Annotated in this window: 14 protein-coding genes; 8 read left to right on the top strand and 6 right to left on the bottom strand. The window is 38.5% G+C overall.

What is annotated here, in order from left to right:
• Positions 1-47: 47 nt before the first annotated feature.
• The 4 genes from V7K50_RS09145 (at position 48) to V7K50_RS09160 (ending at position 8,916) form a co-directional block, all read left to right on the top strand.
• Positions 48-902: a hypothetical protein gene (locus V7K50_RS09145; protein WP_334959247.1), complete on the top strand. Its 855-nt coding sequence runs from the start codon at positions 48-50 to the stop codon at positions 900-902.
• Positions 902-1,558 carry an N-6 DNA methylase gene (locus V7K50_RS09150; protein WP_334959249.1) on the top strand — a complete coding sequence of 219 codons (657 nt, stop codon included), beginning with the start codon at positions 902-904 and terminating at the stop codon, positions 1,556-1,558. Before V7K50_RS09145 ends, V7K50_RS09150 begins: the two co-directional genes overlap by 1 nt.
• 514 nt (positions 1,559-2,072) lie before the next feature.
• Entirely contained in the window at positions 2,073-5,222 is a 3,150-nt protein-coding gene (locus tag V7K50_RS09155) for a hypothetical protein (protein WP_334959251.1), read from the top strand.
• Positions 5,212-8,916, top strand: a complete 3,705-nt coding sequence (locus V7K50_RS09160) for a helicase-related protein (RefSeq protein ID WP_334959252.1) — start codon at positions 5,212-5,214, stop codon at positions 8,914-8,916. The genes V7K50_RS09155 and V7K50_RS09160 overlap by 11 nt, the downstream gene beginning before the upstream one ends.
• Before the next feature lie 160 nt (positions 8,917-9,076).
• On the opposite strand, the gene V7K50_RS09165 is transcribed toward V7K50_RS09160, so the two are convergent.
• Together V7K50_RS09165 and V7K50_RS09170 are read right to left on the bottom strand one after the other, a co-directional pair.
• Positions 9,077-10,939 carry a type IV secretory system conjugative DNA transfer family protein gene (locus V7K50_RS09165; protein ID WP_334959254.1) on the bottom strand — a complete coding sequence of 621 codons (1,863 nt, stop codon included), beginning with the start codon at positions 10,937-10,939 and terminating at the stop codon, positions 9,077-9,079.
• 164 nt (positions 10,940-11,103) lie between these two features.
• Positions 11,104-11,301: a hypothetical protein gene (locus V7K50_RS09170; RefSeq protein WP_334959256.1), complete on the bottom strand. Its 198-nt coding sequence runs from the start codon at positions 11,299-11,301 to the stop codon at positions 11,104-11,106.
• 181 nt (positions 11,302-11,482) lie between these two features.
• Between V7K50_RS09170 and V7K50_RS09175 the strand changes: the two genes are divergently transcribed.
• Positions 11,483-12,586, top strand: coding sequence for a DUF5895 domain-containing protein (locus V7K50_RS09175; RefSeq protein ID WP_334959258.1), 1,104 nt, complete (start codon positions 11,483-11,485; stop codon positions 12,584-12,586).
• Between the two features lie 305 nt (positions 12,587-12,891).
• Here V7K50_RS09175 and V7K50_RS09180 read toward each other — a convergent pair whose 3' ends face one another.
• The 4 genes from V7K50_RS09180 to V7K50_RS09195 all read right to left on the bottom strand — a co-directional run bounded on the left by V7K50_RS09180 (position 12,892) and on the right by V7K50_RS09195 (position 17,911).
• Positions 12,892-13,614, bottom strand: coding sequence for a hypothetical protein (locus V7K50_RS09180; protein ID WP_334959260.1), 723 nt, complete (start codon positions 13,612-13,614; stop codon positions 12,892-12,894).
• A 3-nt stretch (positions 13,615-13,617) separates the two neighbouring features.
• Entirely contained in the window at positions 13,618-15,609 is a 1,992-nt protein-coding gene (locus V7K50_RS09185) for a M23 family peptidase (protein ID WP_334959262.1), read from the bottom strand.
• 111 nt (positions 15,610-15,720) lie between these two features.
• Positions 15,721-16,029, bottom strand: coding sequence for a hypothetical protein (locus V7K50_RS09190; protein WP_334959264.1), 309 nt, complete (start codon positions 16,027-16,029; stop codon positions 15,721-15,723).
• 670 nt (positions 16,030-16,699) lie between these two features.
• Positions 16,700-17,911, bottom strand: a complete 1,212-nt coding sequence (locus V7K50_RS09195) for an RNA-guided endonuclease InsQ/TnpB family protein (protein ID WP_190881523.1) — start codon at positions 17,909-17,911, stop codon at positions 16,700-16,702.
• 410 nt (positions 17,912-18,321) lie between these two features.
• Between V7K50_RS09195 and V7K50_RS09200 the strand changes: the two genes are divergently transcribed.
• The 3 genes from V7K50_RS09200 (at position 18,322) to V7K50_RS09210 (ending at position 21,698) form a co-directional block, all read left to right on the top strand.
• Positions 18,322-18,864: a hypothetical protein gene (locus V7K50_RS09200; RefSeq protein WP_334959270.1), complete on the top strand. Its 543-nt coding sequence runs from the start codon at positions 18,322-18,324 to the stop codon at positions 18,862-18,864.
• A gap of 279 nt (positions 18,865-19,143) precedes the next feature.
• On the top strand, positions 19,144-20,922 hold the full coding sequence (locus tag V7K50_RS09205) for a bifunctional 3'-5' exonuclease/DNA polymerase (RefSeq protein WP_334959272.1): 1,779 nt from the start codon (positions 19,144-19,146) through the stop codon (positions 20,920-20,922).
• A gap of 473 nt (positions 20,923-21,395) precedes the next feature.
• On the top strand, positions 21,396-21,698 hold the full coding sequence (locus V7K50_RS09210) for a hypothetical protein (RefSeq protein ID WP_094345574.1): 303 nt from the start codon (positions 21,396-21,398) through the stop codon (positions 21,696-21,698).
• Positions 21,699-21,776: the final 78 nt, after the last annotated feature.

Consider the following 21,776-nt stretch of genomic DNA (forward strand, 5'->3'; position numbering starts at 1 on the left):
AGGCTAATGCCTCTGCCATTGGCAAATGCTTGTTACAGATAACACCAATGGTACTCAAATCAACTTTTGAGCATGGATGGCTACTATCAAAACTACTGAAATTAGATGATGAATATCAAGGTAGGTGGGAGCAATGGCGATGGACAATGGAAACTGGAGAACTACCTAAAGAAATACCACAAACTGAGTTTTTAGACTTAGGACATCCTCAAGTTTTACAGATGCTCTCAAGCTGTCTGCAATCTATTTATAAAGGTGGATGTGGCAGTCCTTCCAGATTTATTCCCTATTTCACTGACTGGTTACTTTATGCTCTAGGGCATCCCAGCATTGCTAAATTGCCTCATGAGCCAGAGGGATGTAACGGTGCGAGTAATCGTCTTATTCAAGAACTGGAACTGAAGCTTTTGATTTCTTGTCCCTTCGATTACTTCGGTCATTTGTTAGCTGCTAATCGTTACGGACAATCGAGAGCTAAATTCTATCCTACTCCTACTTGGACAGCCAGGACAATGGCTATTGCAGCAGTTGACAGTTCTGCTGCAATAGCACCATTTCATATATATGAACCAGCACTGGGTACAGGAAGATTAGCATTGGAAATGTCCAATTATGCCATCAGTTTAACAGGCTGGGAGTGGGATTCATTACTAATGAAAATAGCAAGTTTAAACTTTATGCTTTATGCTCCCTACTTGGCATTGCCTATTCCTAGTTTGGGTGGAGATTTAGTCATCGGAGATACCCTGACTGGCAAGGGTATTTCTTTTATCCGACCAAATTTAAAGTATGAAACTCCCGCATCAGCACCTAAACCTAAGCTAAATAATAGTTTGCTGATTAATGGTATCAAATATGAGAATACTAAAGCAGAAAATATGTTGCAAGGAAGTTTATTTTGATGAAAATTAAAATTACTGAGTGGCAACAACTATTTCAAAATTGTGTCATTAATCTTCCTCTGCCAATTTCCTTGCCTACTATAGCACTTGCCAATCCTCCCTATTGCAAAATTAATCTCACTTCCGATTCCGAACTAACCAGATTTGAGATGGCTTATAAATGGATAAAACACGGAGATGGAAGCTACGTGATTACATCCAAGTTGAAAACCCAAGCAGAACAAGAGTGCTTATTTATAGAACAGTGTTTAAATCAATTGCAACCTGGTGAAATCGTCTGTATCTTGGTGTCTAATGGAATTCTTTCTTCATCTAACCAAGCACACTTTCGCCGATGGCTATTAGAAGACATGGCTTTGCTAATTGCTTCCATTCAGTTACCTACAGAAAACTTTCAGGTAGAATGTGGGTTGGGAATTATCACCAGCTTTTTAATTCTTCAGCGCAAAGGTGGGGATTTGCCAATACCAGAAGACTACTCAATTTTTATGGCAGTTGCAGATAAAATTGGTTTTGATAGTCGAGGTCGTCGTCTCTTTCGTCTAATCACAAATGGGCAACAAACCCAAGAAATTGATAGTGATTTACCGCTAATTATGGAAGAATTTAAAAGGTTTATGACAGAAGTTTGGCAAAATCATATTGGACTAAAATAATTCAGGAGTTACAGGTGAATTACAGGAGTGCATCGGGGAGCATCTCAATAGCACTCTCCAAGTTGACACCGCTCAGGTTGGCAGTCAGATTGGCAGGGAATAACAAGAAGCTGGCATCTTTTAACTGTGACCAAAAGATGTGGGAGTAGTTTACCGCCGTTGGCGCTACAAAGGCACGACGGCAACAGACAGCCTATGCCGCAGAACTCCACCAGCTTAAAGCACTTCAGGCAAAATTTCAAAGCCACATCACAAAGCCAGTTGATGTTGATGCACTCATTGGTATCATTGTTCAACTAGCCCAACCTCATTAGGGTGCGATCGCGCAAAAACTTATAGTGTATAATTTAATATTTTTTACTGAAAGCCTTGTATAGCAATACTTTTGGTAGTTGCATGGCAGATGGTGGCAAGCTCGCTATTTTTGCCCTCAATTGCTCATTTGAATACATTTATACTATAATTCACCTGATAAGCGCGAGTTAAAACACTTAATCTTAAATATACTTGCATAATGACATCAAAACATACTTTTGAGGAAAGTTCCAATCCCTTAGCACAATTAAACTACATTCCGCTGCTTGACAAAATTATACCATTAATTCAGAGAAAGAAAATTTTTAAGTTATCTCCAGATAAAAATAAACTACGGATATCTGCTTATGAACTTGCATATGAAATTGCTATTAATTCAAACCAGCAACCACTAAATACTTTAAACAAAGAAGTAGGTGTTAAAGCTGCAACTGTCAATTTTATTTCAGAGACAGAGTTTTACTCTAAAATTCAAGCCATTAGAGATGAATTAAGAAAACAACTTGATGATGCTTGTGGACAAAATCAAACCCAAGCTTGCTTAGAAAATATTTGTAGCTCATTGTCTGATTTTAATGATAATCAGTCATCTTTACCATTTACCTATCCTTTTAATAAGCCTTCTAGCTTTACATCTCAGCGCTTAACTATTGAAAATAGTTTGGCTGAAGAAAGGCGTAAAGGTGGTGAGTCAGTCATCAAGGCTCATCATTTGAATGTCAGATTTGAAGGCATATCGCAGTTCGATAATAAGTTGTTAGAGAGCATTAGGCTTTATATAGATAAAATAGCTACTCCTGATACCGACGATTGGCAAGAAGTGACGGAACTTTTAACAGAACTATCACAACGAGAAAAGTCTGAACTAACTGAACTTAGAAGAATCGTAGATACGGAATCTCTACCCAGACTGTTACGTGATATCAAAATAGACTATCTGGATTATTTGAGAGTAGAATGTGCGAAAACTAATATACCCAACTCTAACACCGAAGGTTTTGAATGTTTAGAGACTTTAATTAATCGGTTGAGGTTGTTATCAGATTACATTAACGAACCAAATTTAGATAATACACATTTTGAAGTTAGTTATTTATTAGAGACAGCGACTAGTCTTAGGACAGCTTTTTCTCAAGCAGATGCTTTTGATAAGTTGCCTGTCATCCCTGAGTACGAAGGAGTGATAGGCGAAAGCATAGATAAAGAAAAAGGCATTAAAGAATTTAATTTGGGGTTGAGGCTAAAGCTGAATGGTTCCGTAAATGCTTATGATGAAAAATCTGTACTTGATTACTATATGACTGAACTTGATCCTAGAAGTCAGCGGCATCAAGAGCAATTGCAAGATCCAGTTAAATCTAAAAACTTTAAAACAAAGGTTTTAATTATTGCTTGTCTCTACTATTTTATTTTTGCCGTCGATGAAGATGGCAAAGTAGCTGATAAAGATTATAACCCTATTCCTAAGTTTGAGATAGATGTTTTAAACAAATTAAAACCAGGTGCTACTTCTGATGATGAAGTAAAAAGTGTACTATGCAACATCAGAAATTTAATATTGAATCAGGATGGCTGGCAAGTTAGACAGAAGCTAGCATCTTTAAAAAATCTGTTACAAACTTTTCTTAAAAAGAAAGAAATATTACCTCCTTTCTCTAAACCAGTTCAACTATGTATTAACACAGCTATTCTCAATAAAACTGCTGCAAAAATTCTCAAGTCTCGTAATTTTTTTAAAATTGATCTAAACCAAGAAAACCAATCACAAGCCAAAGCAAAAGCTAGAGAGGCTTTAGGGTATATTGAGGTTGTGCAACCTACTGTTAATTTGCAATCTCTTACCTCGCTGGCTGTCACTTTTACTTTTGATGATGTCCGCTATTTCACAGATAGCGATAAACAAAATTTTTCAATGAAATATGACACTACAGGAATTAAAGTATTACCAGTCGTATTTTACCCTATTGCTTCCAATCCCGAAACAAAGGAATGGGAAAACCATGCCTTATATGAAAAATATTATGAATCACAAAAACTTATTGCTGTTTACTGGAGACCTAAGCCAGCCAGAGAGATTATATTTAACAATAGTCAATCCCCAGCAGCAAGAATATATAGGCAAGTATTTACTTTACTAACTTACTTGTGTATCAATATTTGTCGAGAGCAAATCAGTCTCAAGAGCCAGCCTGTCAATGAAAAACTGTTTATCCCAATTGTTAGATTGCATTTAAAAGATATTCAAGATACGACAGAAGATGAAATATTTCTCAATTCTTTCTCGAAGGCATTAGCACATATTTTACGCAGAGATTGTCTGGCCGATACTCAAGGAATTAATCTTAAAAATTATAAATATAATAAAACGCAAAAAAAAGAATATAAACCAGCAGATTTTGATTTTCGGGTCAAAAATGCTTTGTCATCAATGTACGGTTTAGTCCCCAAAACTTTTGAGTTTAAAGGAGGTTATCAACCTCAACTGGATAAACTAGCAATTATAGTAGTATCTAGCTGGTTGAGTGATGCTGTTTGGGATGAGAAAGACAAAACAGCCAGAATTTCTAATATCTATGGTGAAATCATTGTCATTAATAAAGTATCTGATACAGCAGTAAAAATTGAAACTATCAAAACGTTTGCTGATAATCAACCACACTCGAAAATATATACGCAGCCAGAGATTATTAAAGATGAAATTAGCAAGCTTTACCAGCAAGGGTATCAACATTTTTTATATATAGCCAAGGCTCCATATAGTAGAAGCTTGGGTATAACTAAATTGGAATCCGACCCAGATTCATTATTCTTTATGTCTCAGAGTGTAGTCCAGTATCTTAAACAAGGCAAACCAGATATTAAGCTGTATCCAATATTTATGGATACTTATCCTGCCCTAAATTTTACTCGCGGAACAGTTGATTCTTTTTACATTCCTGATACTGAAGAATTAGAAAAGTTATCTAAAGATAAAAGCCAACAAACTAGAGTATTTCTTAACCTTTTTACAGGACGTTCTGTAGACGAACAGCGCACAATTTTTAATAGTGTAGTTTGTTATAGCACTTTATTAAATATTTATGATGTTGCTGATACCAGAGATATTATGGCAGGTCTTCTGGATAAAAATTCACCTTTGCAACAAGCTATTGTACAGTACATTACTTTATTTCATTTTTCTAGATATGAAGTTAACCGAAATATAGCATTTAAGCTGAATCCTTACAGTAAGCTAATTGGAGATGAAGGTATCGGTACAATCTCTACTTACACCTATTCAAATAGAAACGTGAAATTTAATAACCTAGCCTTTTTGACTAGCATCAGGAGTGCGCTTTATGGCAGATGATTTAGGCATTAATTTAGGTCGGGTATTTGAAATAAGCTTTAATATCGGCATCCTAACTTATTTTCAACACTCCAAGTTTCAACATTCCTATGACGATGTTTATCTAAAACCGTTAAGTAGTTTATATTTACATAAAATACAACAAGCTATTACCAAGAATTATATAGATAAATCTCATAAAGAGATTATAGGAGACTGGGTAAAGTTGTTTATTCAAAAAGGCTGGACTTCTGGCTATAGCTTTATTAGAGAGTATATAGAAGCAACTGGCTGGCGTAATAAAAGCAAAATAGAAATTCTTTATTTTCAGTGTGACTTATACGGTGACAACTCCTTTGGTATTTTAGACAGAGATGAAATAGTTTGCTACAAAGAAATTTTGGAGAGCCAGGGATTTGAAAATGTAGATATTATTCGCTACAAAGACACTGGTGAATTTCTGAAAGCTGATACCCTCTTATTGACTCGGTATTTGGGTAAATATCGAATCTTGACTGTAGACCTATCCACCTTTACCACTTCAGCTATTAATTCTGTAACTGACTTAAATAATATCCAAACTTTACAAAATTCATTGCGTACCGAGTTGAACTATGTGCGCTCCAAATCTAGCTTTTGTGGACTTGGTATAGATACTGGTAATAGTAGCGATAAGGACAATAAGTTTAACGAGATTTACTCCAAGGAATTGGTGCAATACTTCTCTGCTTTCAAGACGAAAGATAAAGAAGCTGTTAAGGTTATCCAAGCCTGTAGTTACGCCTGGAGCTTTTATAAATTTTTACTATCATCAGGTAAAATATCCTCCACTGACCCAGTGAAGTTTAACTGTTTTGGGTATAGTGACAGGATGATTAATGGCATTACCCTCACTAAAGAAAAAGATGATGGTCAAGATAGCCTGGAAATATTAAAAACTTGTTATAAAATCTACAAAGATAAAAGTTTCAAAGATATTAATGAGAGCCGCAGCAAAGTACTTGAAGTTATTAAAAGCAACGCGGCTAGAAACTTTCAGGATGGTAGAAGGTTCGTTAAAGATATAGTTGAAGCCAAAAAGGATACAATAAGCCACATCCAAAATATTGAAGTATTTGAAGCGGAAAAAAACTTCTTTAATACGGCTGGTATTGTACCTGAGTCAGTAAAGCAATCCCTACAACTAACAAAAACAAAATTCAGAGATGCTCATGCAGAGTTAATACATCGGGCGCTTACAGATTCTAGAATAGCATTTCTGTTTTTGACCGGAAATCCCGGAATTGGTAAAACTACAGCAGTTGCAAAGCAAATTATTAAACAGCTAAATGAAGGTTCGCTCCTGATATATATCAGTCCTCGTATTCAGGTAAACAGGGATATTATCGAGAAGTTTAGAGAAAAACCAGACCTAAAATTATTTGACGATAATTTGATTTGTATTAATACAAACAAAAGAATAATTGATTATGCAAAAGGGCGCTATGCTGTTGAATACCATAGCAATAAACTTCACGGAAATAATTCAATAGGACAGGTTCAATTCTTAGATGCTAATACTTTAAAAGACAATCCATTTGAGCTTTCAAGTGAATTAGTTAGATATGCAGATAACTTGATACAAGTGGAGAGACGTAACCAAGTTGGAGTATTAGCAACTTTATGTGAAGCGATTCATACCTGTATTATTAATCATGATTTACCTAACAATATTGTTGCTACTGCGTCAATTCAATCACTTAAGGAAACTTGCTACGGTAATACTTTAAAGCATTTCAGTAGAATATTTAGCAGTGCTTATAATTCCTCAAGCAAGCCACCTGGAATTATCAAAAACAGGATGAAAGCAATCGCTAGTCGCATGAAAAATATTTTCATTATGATTGACGAAATTACAGGTTCCCAAGAAGGAGTAGCTTTTTTGCATGGCATTTTAGAGTTTATTGAAGAATATGATTTATTAAATCCTGAATATGGCTTTAATATAAAGCTGATTACTGCTGACGCATCACTGACAATACAAGACGTAGTTAACAGTCATCTTGCTAACAACCAGGTTCAAGGGGACAAAATATTTGTTAGGCAAGTTGCAGATTCTATGGGTCAATGTTTATCAATTGAAGAATTTGAATTTTTAAGTAAGCCGGCAACTCTAATTAATGCAAATTCCTATCCTGCTGACAAGCTGACCATTAATTATGAAGTGTTTATACAATCATTAAACTCAGAAAAAGTTGCAGATGACAATTTCAAGTTAGATGCTAATGTTGCTGAAAAAATAAAAATTGATATTTTGAAGCTACTGAAAGCTAATGATGGTCAAATTATAGTTTATATTCAAAATAAGGATAGCCTTAAGCAATTAATTACTAATATTTCCAAAGAAAGACCGAGCTTTAAGCTATATCAAGAGTATTTGGAAATACACGCTAGTTTGTCAGATAGGGAAGAAGCTGAGATTCAGAGATATCAAAATCAAGAACAAATAAAAGTAGTCTTTATGACTGCTTCAGCATCTCGTGGCTTGTCTTTCCCTAATACTAAATATATTCTGGTACAAATTCCTGGTTTCCAAATTGAGCAAAACTTAATGGAAATAATACAAGTAATTTACCGAGGAAGAGGAGGTGAACTAGATAAAGGCGATAAAAATTTGACTTTTTACTTATCTGATAAAGCAATATATTACCCTAAAAAACTTGATGAGGACGGAAACCGTTTAAGTGCTGATGAATCTGAAAAACTTGCAAATCTTTCATTGCAAGAGGCTTGCTTGAATGTACTAAATATTCTGATTATTCTCAAAGCCTCTATTATGACCAGAATTGTGGGTTCAGGACAAATAGGTAGAGAGCGATATGTTATTATTCCTATTGGTGGTAAATCAATTAGCCAAGCGGGAGAAACCTTTATTGGCTCATTGGCTACTTTATTAAGAGGAATCCGTAAGGAGTTTAAAAAGCAACCTGAAGATAGATTGTTACGAGATATCGAGCATACTTTATATGAATTGCTTTCTGTTCAAAAAACCGAAATTATTCCTTATTCTCAAAAAGAATCATTCTCGGAAAATCAAGAAGTATCCTATTTTTCAATAGGCTTTCACGTTTTATCCCAAATGGAGACTAGTCTTGATAAATTACTTAATCTTCCACCGATTGAGCAAACATATGTCAGAGGAAGTTTGCTAATTGTACCGTTATCAGAAAAGTTGGTAAAGGAAACCAATTATATCGATTTAGAAAAAATTATTGACCCTGAGCGGAATGAAGACTTTATCAAGAAGCTTGGACTTTTGGTCAAATCTGGGAAGTATCCAAAACAAATTACTAGTGCTGCTTATTCCCTAATAGACTTAGCAAGAACACTTTTTAGTGAGTTAGAACGTTCTCAAAAACTAAGTCAGACTTCACGCTCATCAGAGCGTTATTACGCCTTGCCTATACAGACCTTTATCTCATTCCACGCTTTTGAAGATTATTTTGAAAATGAGAGAATAGTATCTAATATATCTTTCAGAGATATTTTGGCTAAGTATGTTTATACACTGGCTTTAGCATACAATATTTTGCCAATTGACTCTAATTATCAAAATATTCCCTATGTAGTATTTAATAGTGCTGTGATGGATAAATTAAGAAAAAGCTTATTTAATGAAAATCAAATATTTCAATCGAAAGAAATGAATATTCTCAATTTAATTCTATCACAATAAGTAAGATTGAGTTAGATAGTTTTGGCTACTCCACCAGTAAAATTATTGTCCGTCGCTTACAGCGGCTGATCGCATGATTGCGATCAATAAATACGCGAACCAGTTCCTTTTTCCCCATCCCGTCAAAAGTCAGCTTTGCTAACAACAGCATTGTCAAAATTTACTGCAATCCTGGTGTTTGATAAACTCGCCTAGTAAAATTTTCCAAAACATCAGGTTCGCTACTACTAGACTCCTGTGCAGGTGCTACATCTTCTTCTGGTAATGGCAACATTCGCGCGGCTGACTCAATCCGTTCATGTAATGCTTGTGTTAACGTTTTAATATCAGGAATTATCACCTGACTTTCTAAAGCAGGTTTAACTTGTGTGTCCCAAAGAGCCTCACTATCATGCGCTCGTTTTTCATCGGCTTTGGACACTGGAATAATTAAAGGATAGGGAATAGAAGCTTGTCCCTCTGAACTATAACCAGGACTAGTAATTACGCACTTGCCTTGAGGAAATTTCAAAATTTCGTCAGCACTGATTACAGGCATTTTTTGCAAATTCTCACTCCAGCTAATTGAACGGCTCATTTGTCCGCCAAGCGATCGCCCTGTGGTACGATTTTTAATCAGTACTTCCTTCTCACCGTAACGCTTTGAGTAATCCTCAGCCGTTTTGTAGTTACCAGGATTGAACAGAACATGGGTACTACAAGCAGAAGCGATCGCACTCCCCATTTTATCCCCATAAATATCGTAAAGTTGCTCTAAACTTTGGATACCCAGAATAAAGCAGGCACCATTAGAACGATATTCATTAATCCATTGTGGTAATCTGTCCAGCTTAATTGATGGTAATTCATCCAAAGAAATAATCAACGGATCTTTGCGGGGACGGCTTAAATTACCGACAATCATCAAGTGCATTGCAGCCGCCAGCAGAGGCCCAACCACACTGCGGCGTTCATCATCTAGCTTGAACACCACCATTTCTCTACCTTCAAGCTTAGTGGGAATATCCGATTTCCCTATAAATGCCCTCAGCAAATCAGCTTGGATGAAAGATGAGAAAGTACCTGCTGCTGTGGTCAAAATCCCCGAAATAGTCTTCTCTGCATCCTTAGCACTCAAAAATTGAATAAATGAAGTCGCCACCCATTCATCCAACCTTTTGGACTGTACCGCATGGTCAAGACGTTGCACCAGTTTTGGCAACCGCAGCACAGCATAAAGCATCGCCATATCTGGGTAAGGTGAACCCTTAACTAACTGTAAAAGTGCTTTAGCTAACAAGTCCCCGGCTTTAGCAAAGAACTCATCACTTTTACCACCACTGGAAGCATTGCGGTTAATCACTTGCCCAATTTCTCCTGCCATTACCCCATCCCGTGCATCACGCATATAATCCAAAGGATTGATCACACCGCTAAAGGGTTCACCGGGGGCAAATACTCGCACGTTATAGCCATAACGGGCTGCTAGGGGTGCATGGAGTCGTAGTTGGTCGCCCTTCTTGTCGTAGAGTAAAATCGGGAAACCCTGCTGCATCGCACTTTCTAACATCCGGTCTATGGTTGAGTAGGTTTTACCAGACCCAGGCGCACCTATTACCAGTGTTCCCCTTTCGGCATTGGGAAACCAAACTGTAGGTGCAGCACCAAGCATAGTTTGTATGTTAGCCAGCAACCCCCGCCATTTACCTTTTACCCAATAGCGAGGAGTTCCAGACCACAGGGTAACTTTATTGTGTTTATGCTCCTTGATTTGCTTGAGTGCTAGGTTAGTTGCTGCTAGTTTCTCGCTGATACCGGAGACTTTACCAGTGGTGATTTTTCCTTTACCAGTACCACTGATTTGCAACAACAGTATAACGAACAGTATTCCACCTACCATCATCCAACCTTGGGGATTGTTATACTGTTGAAACAACTTGCCAAAGTCAATGCTAGCCAGAGGTGCTTGGAAGGATGACACTTCAATTAATGTCGAGTTAGCAGTGATCTGGTTGTGTGGTAGATTTTTCTGGGAAATGTTCATAGCAGTGAAGTATGCATTTAGCAGAAATTTTAGCTACCAAGTGAAAGCTAGGGTATTGACCTTCTGGACATTTTTTTAGAGGTGTTAGAAACTCTATTTATAGAGGAGTGTCAGATACATAACAGCTTTATGAATGATTGCTGTTAAACCTGGCCAATACATCCTCACGGGAGAGATTCGATAACTGCAACAGTAAAGAAGCATACGATGCGTGAAGGTAACTCTAGAATAGGCTGAATAATTGTGGCTAATTGTTCATCAAGCGTACCAAATCGAACTGTTAGTAAATTTTCTACAACCATACGTTGCCCTTGCTTTTGAGCCTCTTGCTCCCACTGTATATATAGTGGTGATAATTTCATGATTAACCTCCTTTCATCCTCATATATATTTTCGCTAGTTTGTAAATTAGCATTCAAGATACTTTATTTTATGGCGTAATTTCAATCTGTGGTGGAGAGTAATTGCCTCATAAACAACGGTTGGTAAATAAGTTTTGAGGCTAACGCCTCATGCGTTGGGCAATCATATTTATGTAGTCTAATGGTTAAATCTAGGGTTTCAAACAACTCTAATCGCTCCAATCAATCTACTGCCAAAACTGCTGCTTCTAATCCCAAAGCTAATACCAAAGCTCAAGCAGCTAAATCTAAAGCTCCTAACACTCAATTGTCAGACCTTGATATTGACGATATTGACCCAGAACTTCTTAGCGACAGTTATAACCAAGTTAGACGACCGTTACTGCCTTACGGCATTGTCGTTAATGACAAACCCGCCGGACTTCTGATTCCAGAAGATCAGCTAGAAAAGGCTGGCTGGCTTGATATGCCAATTGAGGACGACCTAACTATTGTCACCCTAACTGAAGATGTTACTGGACTCTTAATTACTCAAGCACGGTTACTAGTTTTAGCTTTTGTACCAGAGTATATCCGTTATAAATCAGATGTTGAAGACTTAGGTGGTTCTTTTGTTGGGCTTTATGATGAATACAAACATAACCTTGACAAGAAAACAATGGATGTGTGTTCAGAACATGCACTGGTGTTTCTAGATGAGGATAATCAACCCCTGCATACTACTCCTGTCGTTGTCCGCTTTAAGAATGTAGCTCTCTGGAGTTTTAAGTCAGTGCGTGAGGAATTTTACCGTTCTTTGGAGAAAACCTTTGCTGACTATTTCCAAGTGCCATTTAGCGGCAAAACCGATAGGTGGCGTAGCTTAGGTGTGCTGTCAGTCGAGTTCAAAGCTGTCAAAGAGGGCGAAGGTAAGAATAAACACGACTGTTGTAAGACTGTAGATTATACCAAACCCACCGTTGAAAATCTGTCTCAATTTTATTTGGGTCAGCCCACAGCTAAAGCCCTCATTTGGCAACAACATGATGCGATCGCTGGTTTTAATGAACCTCAATCCCTACCTGCTTTGCCAGGAGAATCGGTATCTGTAGACGTGGAAGTATTGCCACCAAATAAGAATAGGAACAAAACTCAAAGCGTCCGTAAATCTAAACCAGCGACCAAGCCACCTCGCAAAATTCAACTTATTGACGATGACGACTTCCTCGATGAAACCGACGATTTGGAAGCTGAGTTAGACGATGATTTTGAGGAGGAAGACGATGAACTAGATGATGAGGAATAGTCCAATGCAACTATAGCGTCTGTGCTGGTAAACTACCTACTACTCAGTGCTGAGTCATGAGTTCTGAGTAGATTAAAAGTCACTCAGTACTTATGTACTTGGTATATGCCCCGCACGGCATCCACTTGTGGGCGGCCTTTTAACTCAGCACGGGCTAAACGCCCCGCTACCGCTAACAGCACTCTTCATCCACAATTGACCTAGATACCGATTTAATGGGAATTTCCTAGAGGTTTTAGAAGAAAACTCTGCCGTAGCTAAGATGACTATGGCAGAGTTTTCTTCTAGATTTCGAGTTATCAACTTTAGGAATTTTTACGACTTGTGAAAAGCTGACTATCAGCAAGTTGATAGCCAGTGCCATTGAAACAAAAATTCAATTGACGTAGCTGCTCTTGCTCGGTTTGCAGTACCTTAATGCACGGTAATGCCTGACCTCGGTTGTCTCCCACTGACAACAAATGCTTACCTGGTGGCAGATTGGAATTCAAGTAACTCAAGAATACCTGAGTAATTGGTTTGTCCTTTCTGAGCCAGTAACCAGTATACAGACATCCCAAAGCACCGCAGACATCAGGCGTATTCAAGTTGAAAACTGCGAATCTACCGTCTTTTCCTTCCACACTCCAAGCCAGTATATTTTTAGCAGATACTTTGGAATTTAACTCTGTATTTTCTACAATCACCTGTTCAATGACTGAAGCAGGCACAACATTAGCAGCTTTGTTCCAAGTAACGGTTGCCGCATTTAAGCTACAGCCCCCTAAGCTCATGAGAATTGACAGCAACAAAAAGATGCCCAAACCAATGCGAAACCAATGAACCCAGTAGCGTACCCTCATAGAAGGTGCTGGTAATTGATATGCAGTTGCCTTCAGTGGTTGAGACTGAATAGGGGAGGCGAAGGAAGAATAAACTCTCTTTCCTTCCCCTGTTTGCCCAAAGTGTATTTTTGAATGCAACTCAGTATCCAGTATTTCTTTTATCTCATGGGGTGAAGTAATAGAGGTTTTAGATAAATCTGTCATACTCTACCTCCCATTTTCAGTATTTTTAGCAGTGCTGATGTAGCTAGAATTTACATTAGGAGAACAGGTCAGCGTTCGATTATCGCTATTACTGTTGCGATAACTAGCTAAAGCGGTTTTACCGTAATCTTTGAGGCTGAGACGACCGAGGGCATCTGAGCCATTTCCATCAACTTTGCTGTAATCACCACCAAAATGCTTTTGAGCCACTCGTTCAATTAGGCGTTCACCCGTAAATGGCTGTCCTGTAGCCGGATCGATTTGCTCTTGTGTTACTTGAATTTTGTTAGCCATATCAGCCATAAATGCCCTATCTTGGTCAGCTGGAGGAAAAAACTCAAATAGTTCAGCCTCTGTTGGTTGATGCCCTTGCTCCACTTGACTCAAGAACTCTTGACCTCCAGGCTTGGCAGCAATTAACTTCACTGCATAGGGGTTATAACTCATGAACTGGTAGCGACCGAGAGCGCGACCACAATTTAAACCTCCATCCGCACAGGTATGTATGCCAATGGCTTTGTAATCCCCGCTACCAGCGCTCTCAATTTCCGCAATTGCATTTGAGAGCGATCGCAAATCAATACCGGAGAATGATTGATCTGTTATCGATTGACTAGCACTACTAAAGGTGCATGGATTTATCTTCTCTATTACTCCAGTACCGTTGGTAGTCTTAGCTTTAGGCTCTCTTGTCGCTCCAGTTGGTAAAGACGTAGTATTTGTCCTCTGTTCACTCAAATTGCCTACAAATATCAGGGAGTTAACCTTGTAGCTGAAAAAAGGAACAGGCCCGATAAAATAAGGTGTACAACCCATTCGCCAAGCACAAAACCGAAAGAACAAAGCCGTATCTACCGTATCAGTGGTTTCATCCGGCTCCATTATCACCACCTTAAAAGCTTTACCAAACGGTAGCCTTCCTGTTGGTTCCCGACCGTTATTCGCTGCTTTCAGGATACCCCGCCCACCCTCGACTTCTTGGTATTTACCGGAAATCCACTGTTTACCTTCTAACTTACTGCGATGGCGGAACGCCCACCGTAGGTGATCGCTACGACCTGTATTCTCCAAATCATCCAGTTCTAAATAAGCGCAGTCTTTTTCAGTACAAGGCACAGAAAACCCTTGCACGTCTGAACCAGAAATCGTATTGTTACGGCGGTTTTCTGCTGGGCCATAAACTACATCAATCCGCATTACCAAGCTACCAATTTCAGTGATGGGATTAGGCATTAATCCTAAAGGTACTTGTCCCAAACCAGGAATATCCGAAACATTGCTATTCATCCAACCTGTAAATTGTTGTAGCTGTACTGCATCTAAGTTAGGAATTGAAGAGATAGAAAACTCTGACAAGTCGATTTCTCCCAGCTTCATTTGCCCAACTTCATACTGTGTTAGTACCTGAGCTAGTGTTAAATTAGATGCAGTAATTAAGTGAGATTTTAGTAAGGTTGCAACAGGTGTAATATTGTTTACTTGTGTCTTAGCCAATTCTGGAACAACCTGAGCTAAATGGCTCAATGTCTGCTCCCCAATCAGGGGAAATTCACTCAAGGCAATTTTGTTTAAATCTATACTGTTAATGTCTGTGTTCGCCTCTGGTACTGTGCGTAGAGCGATCGCTTGAATCGCCTGTAAAGAAAACTCCTCTGCCTGCAATGCTTCACTGATATCTCCTAACTTCAAATATTGGTCAGGAGTCATACCCACATTCCAAGTGCGACTCAGGTCATAACCCAGTGTTTGACTGTAGGGACTGCCATCAATTGCACCGGATTGACTGATACCTGGTAGCTGGGCCAGAGAAATGCGGCTCCAGTCTGGCAGCAAAACTTTAGTAGCAGGTAGTCGAGACTGAGGATTTGCAACTTCTACAATTCGAGTCGGTAAATTGCCATCACTAAATGTGTTGATTGTGGCTTGTACAGCGATACTATAAATAATACAAGCAATGACAATCAGAAGAGATATCCATGCTTTTGGTATCTTCATAATTCCAGGTTTAAAAATGACAGCAACTATACCCCAAGAAGCAAAGTAATTTACTTAATGCAAACCATTCTTTTGTTACTTGTGGGGTATAGTTATCAGTAGAAATATGACTTATAACTCTAGCTCTGGGGATGCTGACTGTTGACTTTTATTAGACTTGTAACCGGAGCCAGAGCCATATCCTGATAATTGAGGATTGGGATTAGCAGCCGATTCAGTGTAAGGTGTATCCCCAAGATTGATTTCAAAAATATTCTCTTGATAACCATCCCTAAATTGGTCTGCTTGCAAAGGATTACTACTATCTCCAGAACTTGATTGCTCAACACCGTAACATAAAGATTGATAGCCACTGCCAGACTGATAATTACTACTGTCGTCAGTATCAAGATTTTGGTTAATTGTGGGTTCGTTATTCATTGACATTACCTAAAAAAACTGTATCAATGCCAGCATAAAAAGATTTATCTAATATCAGCCTTCACCTATTGGACATTTATTTTTTAGCCAATTGGCTATTTTTGGTGATGCGCTCATATCGAGATGAAAAATGGAGCAAATGAATTTAATTTCACCAGAAATAATGGCAGAAATTAGTAATGGGAATAGTACCAAACTGCCAGATAACACCCGAAAAATGCTGCAAATTATGGCAAGTTTAAATACACCAAAAGAATTACTAGCAAGTCTTTTAGAAATAGCTGAATTTTCCCTACACCATGTTCGCTACCTTGCAGGCCCATTGGTAATTCATCGCAGTCCTTGGAGTGATACGATTCCCCAATGGCTGAAGTTTGCTTGTATTCAGGAGCGATTGGAACTTATCTTCACTGAATACGAACAGAATCAGGTTGGTGTTTCCAGCACAGCCACAGAAGTTCTTACCTACATGATGCCTGCAACTTACGAAGCACCTCTGCATAGGGACTACGCTGACCTTTATCTTTGGGTAGGTAATGAAGTTTTAACCAAATACGATAAATTACCAAAGGGTTGCAAGAATTTTTATGAATTTCTAGGTGATGGTGATACGAGCAATGCCAGCAATAATCGCATCATTCATTTTAATCAGTTGACACTCCCCGAATTTCTAATTCGGGGATTCTTGCTTCAAAGGGATTCCAATGAATTTACCCTCAGCAAGCATCTTGACCGTTTGCCCAACGGCTGCAAGTCCTCTTTTAAGAACTACTTGTGCGGCTGCTACATCCCGATCTGTGGTATAGCCACAATTTGAACAAACATGAGTACGTTCTGAGAGTTCTTTCTTGCCTGTCTCAACACTACAACTCGGACAAATCTGGCTGGTTTTGCGACTGTCTACTTTTTGGAAATAAACACCACGCTTGAAACAGGTTTGCTGTAGTATGTTGAAGAATTGCCCAAACCCAGCATCTAGGCAGTGCTTACCCAAGATTCCGCGAGATAAGCTAACTAAATTTAAATCTTCAACAAATACCATTCCAGCATTGTTGCAGATTTGGTGAGACAGTTTTCTATGCCAGTCTTTACGACAGTTGGCAACGTACTCATGCAATGAAGCAACTTTCTTAATAGCTTTGTACCAATTGTTCGAGCCTAATTGTTTTCTTGAGACACGCTGTTGCAGCAATTTAAGCTTGCGTTCGGTATCTACAAAAAACTTTGGACGCAAGACTTGTAGCCCATTAGAAGTTGCAATAAAGCTTGTTAGTCCTACATCTATCCCTACCGCTTCCCCATGTGGCAAAGGCTTCGGTACAGATACATCCCATTGAACAGTTAGCATCACGTACCATCCAGAAACCCGTTTCACTACACGGGCAAGTTTTACTACGCCACCATCAGGTATTGCTCGTGATTGACGAAACTTAACCCAACCAATCACAGGCAAATTAACCATTCCCGGATTCAACCTCTGACACTGTATTTGTGGGAACACAAAAGACCGCATCCTTCCAAGTTTTTTGAATCGGGGGAATCCGTGGTTTCTCTCCCACATTGCCACAAATGCCACCTCAAGGCGTTTTAGGGTTTGCTGCAAAACCTGAGACTGTACTTTCTTGAGTTCAGGAAAGTCTTTTTTGGCAGCAGTTAACGCTTTGCACTGGCTGGCATAGGTTGGACGAGAAGTGTCAGCAGGAATAATATATTCATGTTTGAGCGAACAAGCGTTAATCCGACAACTACGCGACAAATACCAATCCTTACGTTCAGCCAAAGCATAGTTATAGACACGACGATTAATTTCTAACCAGTCTTCAAATATCTGAGCCTGTGCATGGGTTGGCTTTAACTTAAATTCGTATGTCAGATTAAACAATTGTTTATCACCTCCTCTGAGATTATAAACCGTACCTACGCTTTGTAAATATTCCAGCCAAATAAATTTGGCACATTCGCTTATATCCCCCAGTTAGAAAGACGGGGGCTTTACGCATCACGACTCGTAAAAAATGAATTCGACTATCTTAGCAGATCAATTCGACGCAGCATAGTTAAACACGCAGCACAAGAGGGATGGGGTAAGCGTCATGTCAATGCCTTGCCTAACTTAGACTCGACCCAAAGCACTCCAACTCCTAAACCTTCATCAAATTCAACTGTGCAAATTAGCTTGTTCTAAATTTTCAATAAATCCTCAGTCTATTCAAATTTTCATCTGAGGATTTTTCTGTTAAATGGAAGCGATCGCTTCTTTAATTATGAACATAAATTTTCAAGTTAGTCATCATGAATACTCAAGAAATTCAAGAAGTTTTAAATCATCTCATCATTGGAATTACAGCCTTATACACCATTGTAATGGTCGTTGATTTCGTTGTGGGAATAGTCCATCTGTGGCAGAAATTTACACTCAACATCGAAAACACAACATCTGAACAATCACAGATGGAATCTATTGATATTAAGAAATCTCTCAACTTGGAAAATCAAAACCAATCAACTAACCGTATTACATCAAAACCAGAACCTCAACCAGACAACTTTGTTAGCATTGATGTAGACAAAATTGATTTACGGACAGCCAGAAAAATTGCCACTGCCATCAAAAAAGCTTCAACATCCAATCCTGACTTAATTATCAAACAAAAAGTCAACACTAAAAGTGTGCCTTTAGCCTGGTTGCAAGCACAGATTAAGCATCGTTTAGAACTGGCACCAGAAATTGTCGCACCCATTATTAGAGAATTGGCTCCTACTGCTTTTACATCTGATGGAGAGAATATTCAGCATTCTAACATTGCAAAAACAGGTAAGCGTAAAGTCAGTTAATCATAGAAAGAGAGGAATATCGATAGTATTACCTCTCTTTAATAGGGTTTCAAATCTTTGTATAAAACTAATTTGAAGTTGCTATAGCAATCCTAAATGAGTCGTGAAAAATATAAATAAGGAAACGAACCGCCAAGAACGCCTTCGCGGAGCGTCTCGTTAGAGAAGGACACAAAGGGAAGAAAGAAGAAAGAGATATAGAATTTTCACAAATGATTTAGGACTGCTATAGATATACAAGCTATCGCTTCTAAGTGATAAATTAAAATTTAATTCATTATGAATACAGGCTTAATAAATACAAATAATTCCAGTATTTTTACCCCACAATATACTCTTGTTTCTAATCTTTCAACTCTTAATTCTGCTCTCCAACCTCTGTTTCAGGCAGAAGTTTTAGCCATAGATTGTGAAACAACAGGACTTGACCCTCTAACTGATTCTATTAGACTGATTCAAATAGCTGCACCAAACCATCCGGTAGTGCTAATTGATTTACCAGCTATTCCCAAAAGCGATCGCCCACTACTCAAAAAACTGCTTTGTAACTCTGCTATCAAAATTGCACATAATGCCAAATTCGACTGGCAATTTCTCACACTCGCAGGACTTCAACCCTCTGGTCAATTCTTTGATACCCAACTTGCTTATAAAGTTCTAACCGCAGGATTAAAAACAAGCTCATCTTTACAAAATATAGTTAAAAAGCTACTACACCTTCAACTAGATAAAACTCAACAAATCAGTGATTGGTGTAAACCTCTTACCAAGGTTCAATTGCACTATGCTGCCGTAGATGCTGCCATATTACTTGACCTTTACCCAATTCTCCTCAACAAGTTAAAGCAGGCAAAGTTACTCAAAATTGCCCGACTGGAATTTCAGTGTATGCCTGTTGTAGCTCAAATGGAACTTAACGGGATGCTATTTGACTTGTCCCGATGGCAGATACTGGGTGCAAAACTAGAAACTGAAAAAACAGATGCTTTAAACCAACTTAAGCAACTCCGTATTGCTAGCTCTCAGATGTCATTGCTGCCAGAACTGACAGATGCAGTAAACCCGAATTCACCTCAGCAAGTTTTGGCTGCTCTCCAAGCTATTGGTATCAAAATCAACTCAACTAATCAAAGTAAATTAGTTTCTTTAGCTGCACAGTATCCCATAATTCAAGCATTGCTAGATTACCGCCGTCTATCCAAAATTATCGGCACTTTTACCGAGAAACTACCCCAGCATATCCACCCCAAAACTGGGAGAATTCATCCTAACTATTATCAATTAGGGGCAAAATCCGGTAGATTTTCTTGCCGCAAACCACCTCTACAAAATATTCCCCGTGATGAAGCCGCTCGTAGCTGCTTCATTGCTGCCCCCGGCTATAAAATTATCAAAGCCGATTACTCCCAAATAGAACTACGAATTATGGCTCGGCTTAGTGGTGATACAAAGATGTGCCAAGTCTATCGCCAGGGGGCTGACTTACATCGATTAACAGCATCTCTAGTAACTGGAAAATATATCAATGAAGTGACTGAAGAAGACCGCAGACTAGCAAAAGCAATAAACTTTGGATTGATTTTCGGTATGGGCGCTGCCAAACTCCAAATTTACGCCCAAGTAAAATATGGGGTGGCAATGACATTAGAGCAAGCAAAAGCTTTCAGAAAACGATTCTTTGAAGCTTATCCTGGAATAGCTAAGTGGCATGAAAACATCAAACGTAAATACATCCAAGGCATTAAGGAAAGTCGTACACTAGCAAATAGACGACGGAGATGGGTAAACAAGCCCCGACTATCAGAGCTATTTAATCATCCAGTACAAGGTTTAAATGCCGACATCAACAAATTAGCTATGGTAAAACTTTCAAATCCATTAGCTAAATTCAGAACAAAACTCATCTGTGTAAGACATGATGAAATTGTACTGGAATGTCCAGAGACTGAAGTTGACCAAGTTAGCCATATATTACACAATTGTATGGTTGCTGCTGCCCAAAAGTTTCTCAGCCCTATTCCAGTTGTTATAGATATTAAAACATCAAATAGCTGGTGAACTATCCCAACTTGCCAAGTACGACTGAAGTTAGATTTGCAGTCAAGCTATTCTGAGAAGATTTGTCAAAAACTCAATTGCCCTCCTCACAGTATAGCTCGTGCAAAAATGTGATTAGAGGGCGTTTCATTTTTGACTCGAAGCACTATCCCCGCCCTATCCCAATACCGTTTAGTTAAGGACATTTATCTGTTGGGGCGGGCTGTTCTTGAGCAGGGGAAGCAGGGGGAGAAAAAAGGCTTAACCCAAGCGTATTGCACCCTATCCACTATTTATGGCTGTTCCTGAATCGGTATTCTAGCGATTATAAATAACGGAACTATTTTAACTATATCTGCTTACGCAGATTGAGAGTGAATCCAGAGTTTAAAACCCGCTTAGTTGGGTTTTATTTGTGTGTCTATAAACTCCGTGACTGACAAATACATGATGTAAGAAATAAGTTCAAAATTTTACCTATTTGAGGTGTATTAATGTCTAATCCCCGGATTTTAGGGGCAAGAGAAATTCATCTAATTTCACTCTACAGTCACTGGGAATTTGGTATGAAACCAGAAGAATTTTATGCCAAATGGGATGTGAGTTATGAACAAATTGCCTTAATATGCTGTCGTTCCGATTCTACGGTCAGAGGTTGGTTTAAGCAAGGTAAATTTAGACGCTATCCTCAGCCTAATGATTTACGACATTTGGCATTCATGGACTTTTTGCTGGAACATTTTGAAGAAGTTCCCGAACAAATTTGGCAATTGCTATGTCTGACTCATTCGCCTTGATCTCAATAACATTTCTATTCTACATATAGCAATCCGGTTTGATTACTGAAAGGTTTTTAAAACAAAAGCTTTGCCCTG

The sequence above is a fragment of the Nostoc sp. genome (assembly GCF_036917135.1).
In the GTDB taxonomy this organism is placed as follows: domain Bacteria; phylum Cyanobacteriota; class Cyanobacteriia; order Cyanobacteriales; family Nostocaceae; genus Nostoc.

Bases quoted from the DNA above. Each gene is read 5' to 3' on its own strand.
- V7K50_RS09145 (WP_334959247.1), top strand. From the start codon at position 48: ATGGTACTCAAATCAACTTTTGAGCATGGATGGCTACTATCAAAACTA.
- V7K50_RS09150 (WP_334959249.1), top strand. From the start codon at position 902: ATGAAAATTAAAATTACTGAGTGGCAACAACTATTTCAAAATTGTGTC.
- V7K50_RS09155 (WP_334959251.1), top strand. From the start codon at position 2,073: ATGACATCAAAACATACTTTTGAGGAAAGTTCCAATCCCTTAGCACAA.
- V7K50_RS09160 (WP_334959252.1), top strand. From the start codon at position 5,212: ATGGCAGATGATTTAGGCATTAATTTAGGTCGGGTATTTGAAATAAGC.
- V7K50_RS09165 (WP_334959254.1), bottom strand. From the start codon at position 10,939: ATGAACATTTCCCAGAAAAATCTACCACACAACCAGATCACTGCTAAC.
- V7K50_RS09170 (WP_334959256.1), bottom strand. From the start codon at position 11,301: ATGAAATTATCACCACTATATATACAGTGGGAGCAAGAGGCTCAAAAG.
- V7K50_RS09175 (WP_334959258.1), top strand. From the start codon at position 11,483: ATGGTTAAATCTAGGGTTTCAAACAACTCTAATCGCTCCAATCAATCT.
- V7K50_RS09180 (WP_334959260.1), bottom strand. From the start codon at position 13,614: ATGACAGATTTATCTAAAACCTCTATTACTTCACCCCATGAGATAAAA.
- V7K50_RS09185 (WP_334959262.1), bottom strand. From the start codon at position 15,609: ATGAAGATACCAAAAGCATGGATATCTCTTCTGATTGTCATTGCTTGT.
- V7K50_RS09190 (WP_334959264.1), bottom strand. From the start codon at position 16,029: ATGAATAACGAACCCACAATTAACCAAAATCTTGATACTGACGACAGT.
- V7K50_RS09200 (WP_334959270.1), top strand. From the start codon at position 18,322: ATGAATACTCAAGAAATTCAAGAAGTTTTAAATCATCTCATCATTGGA.
- V7K50_RS09205 (WP_334959272.1), top strand. From the start codon at position 19,144: ATGAATACAGGCTTAATAAATACAAATAATTCCAGTATTTTTACCCCA.
- V7K50_RS09210 (WP_094345574.1), top strand. From the start codon at position 21,396: ATGTCTAATCCCCGGATTTTAGGGGCAAGAGAAATTCATCTAATTTCA.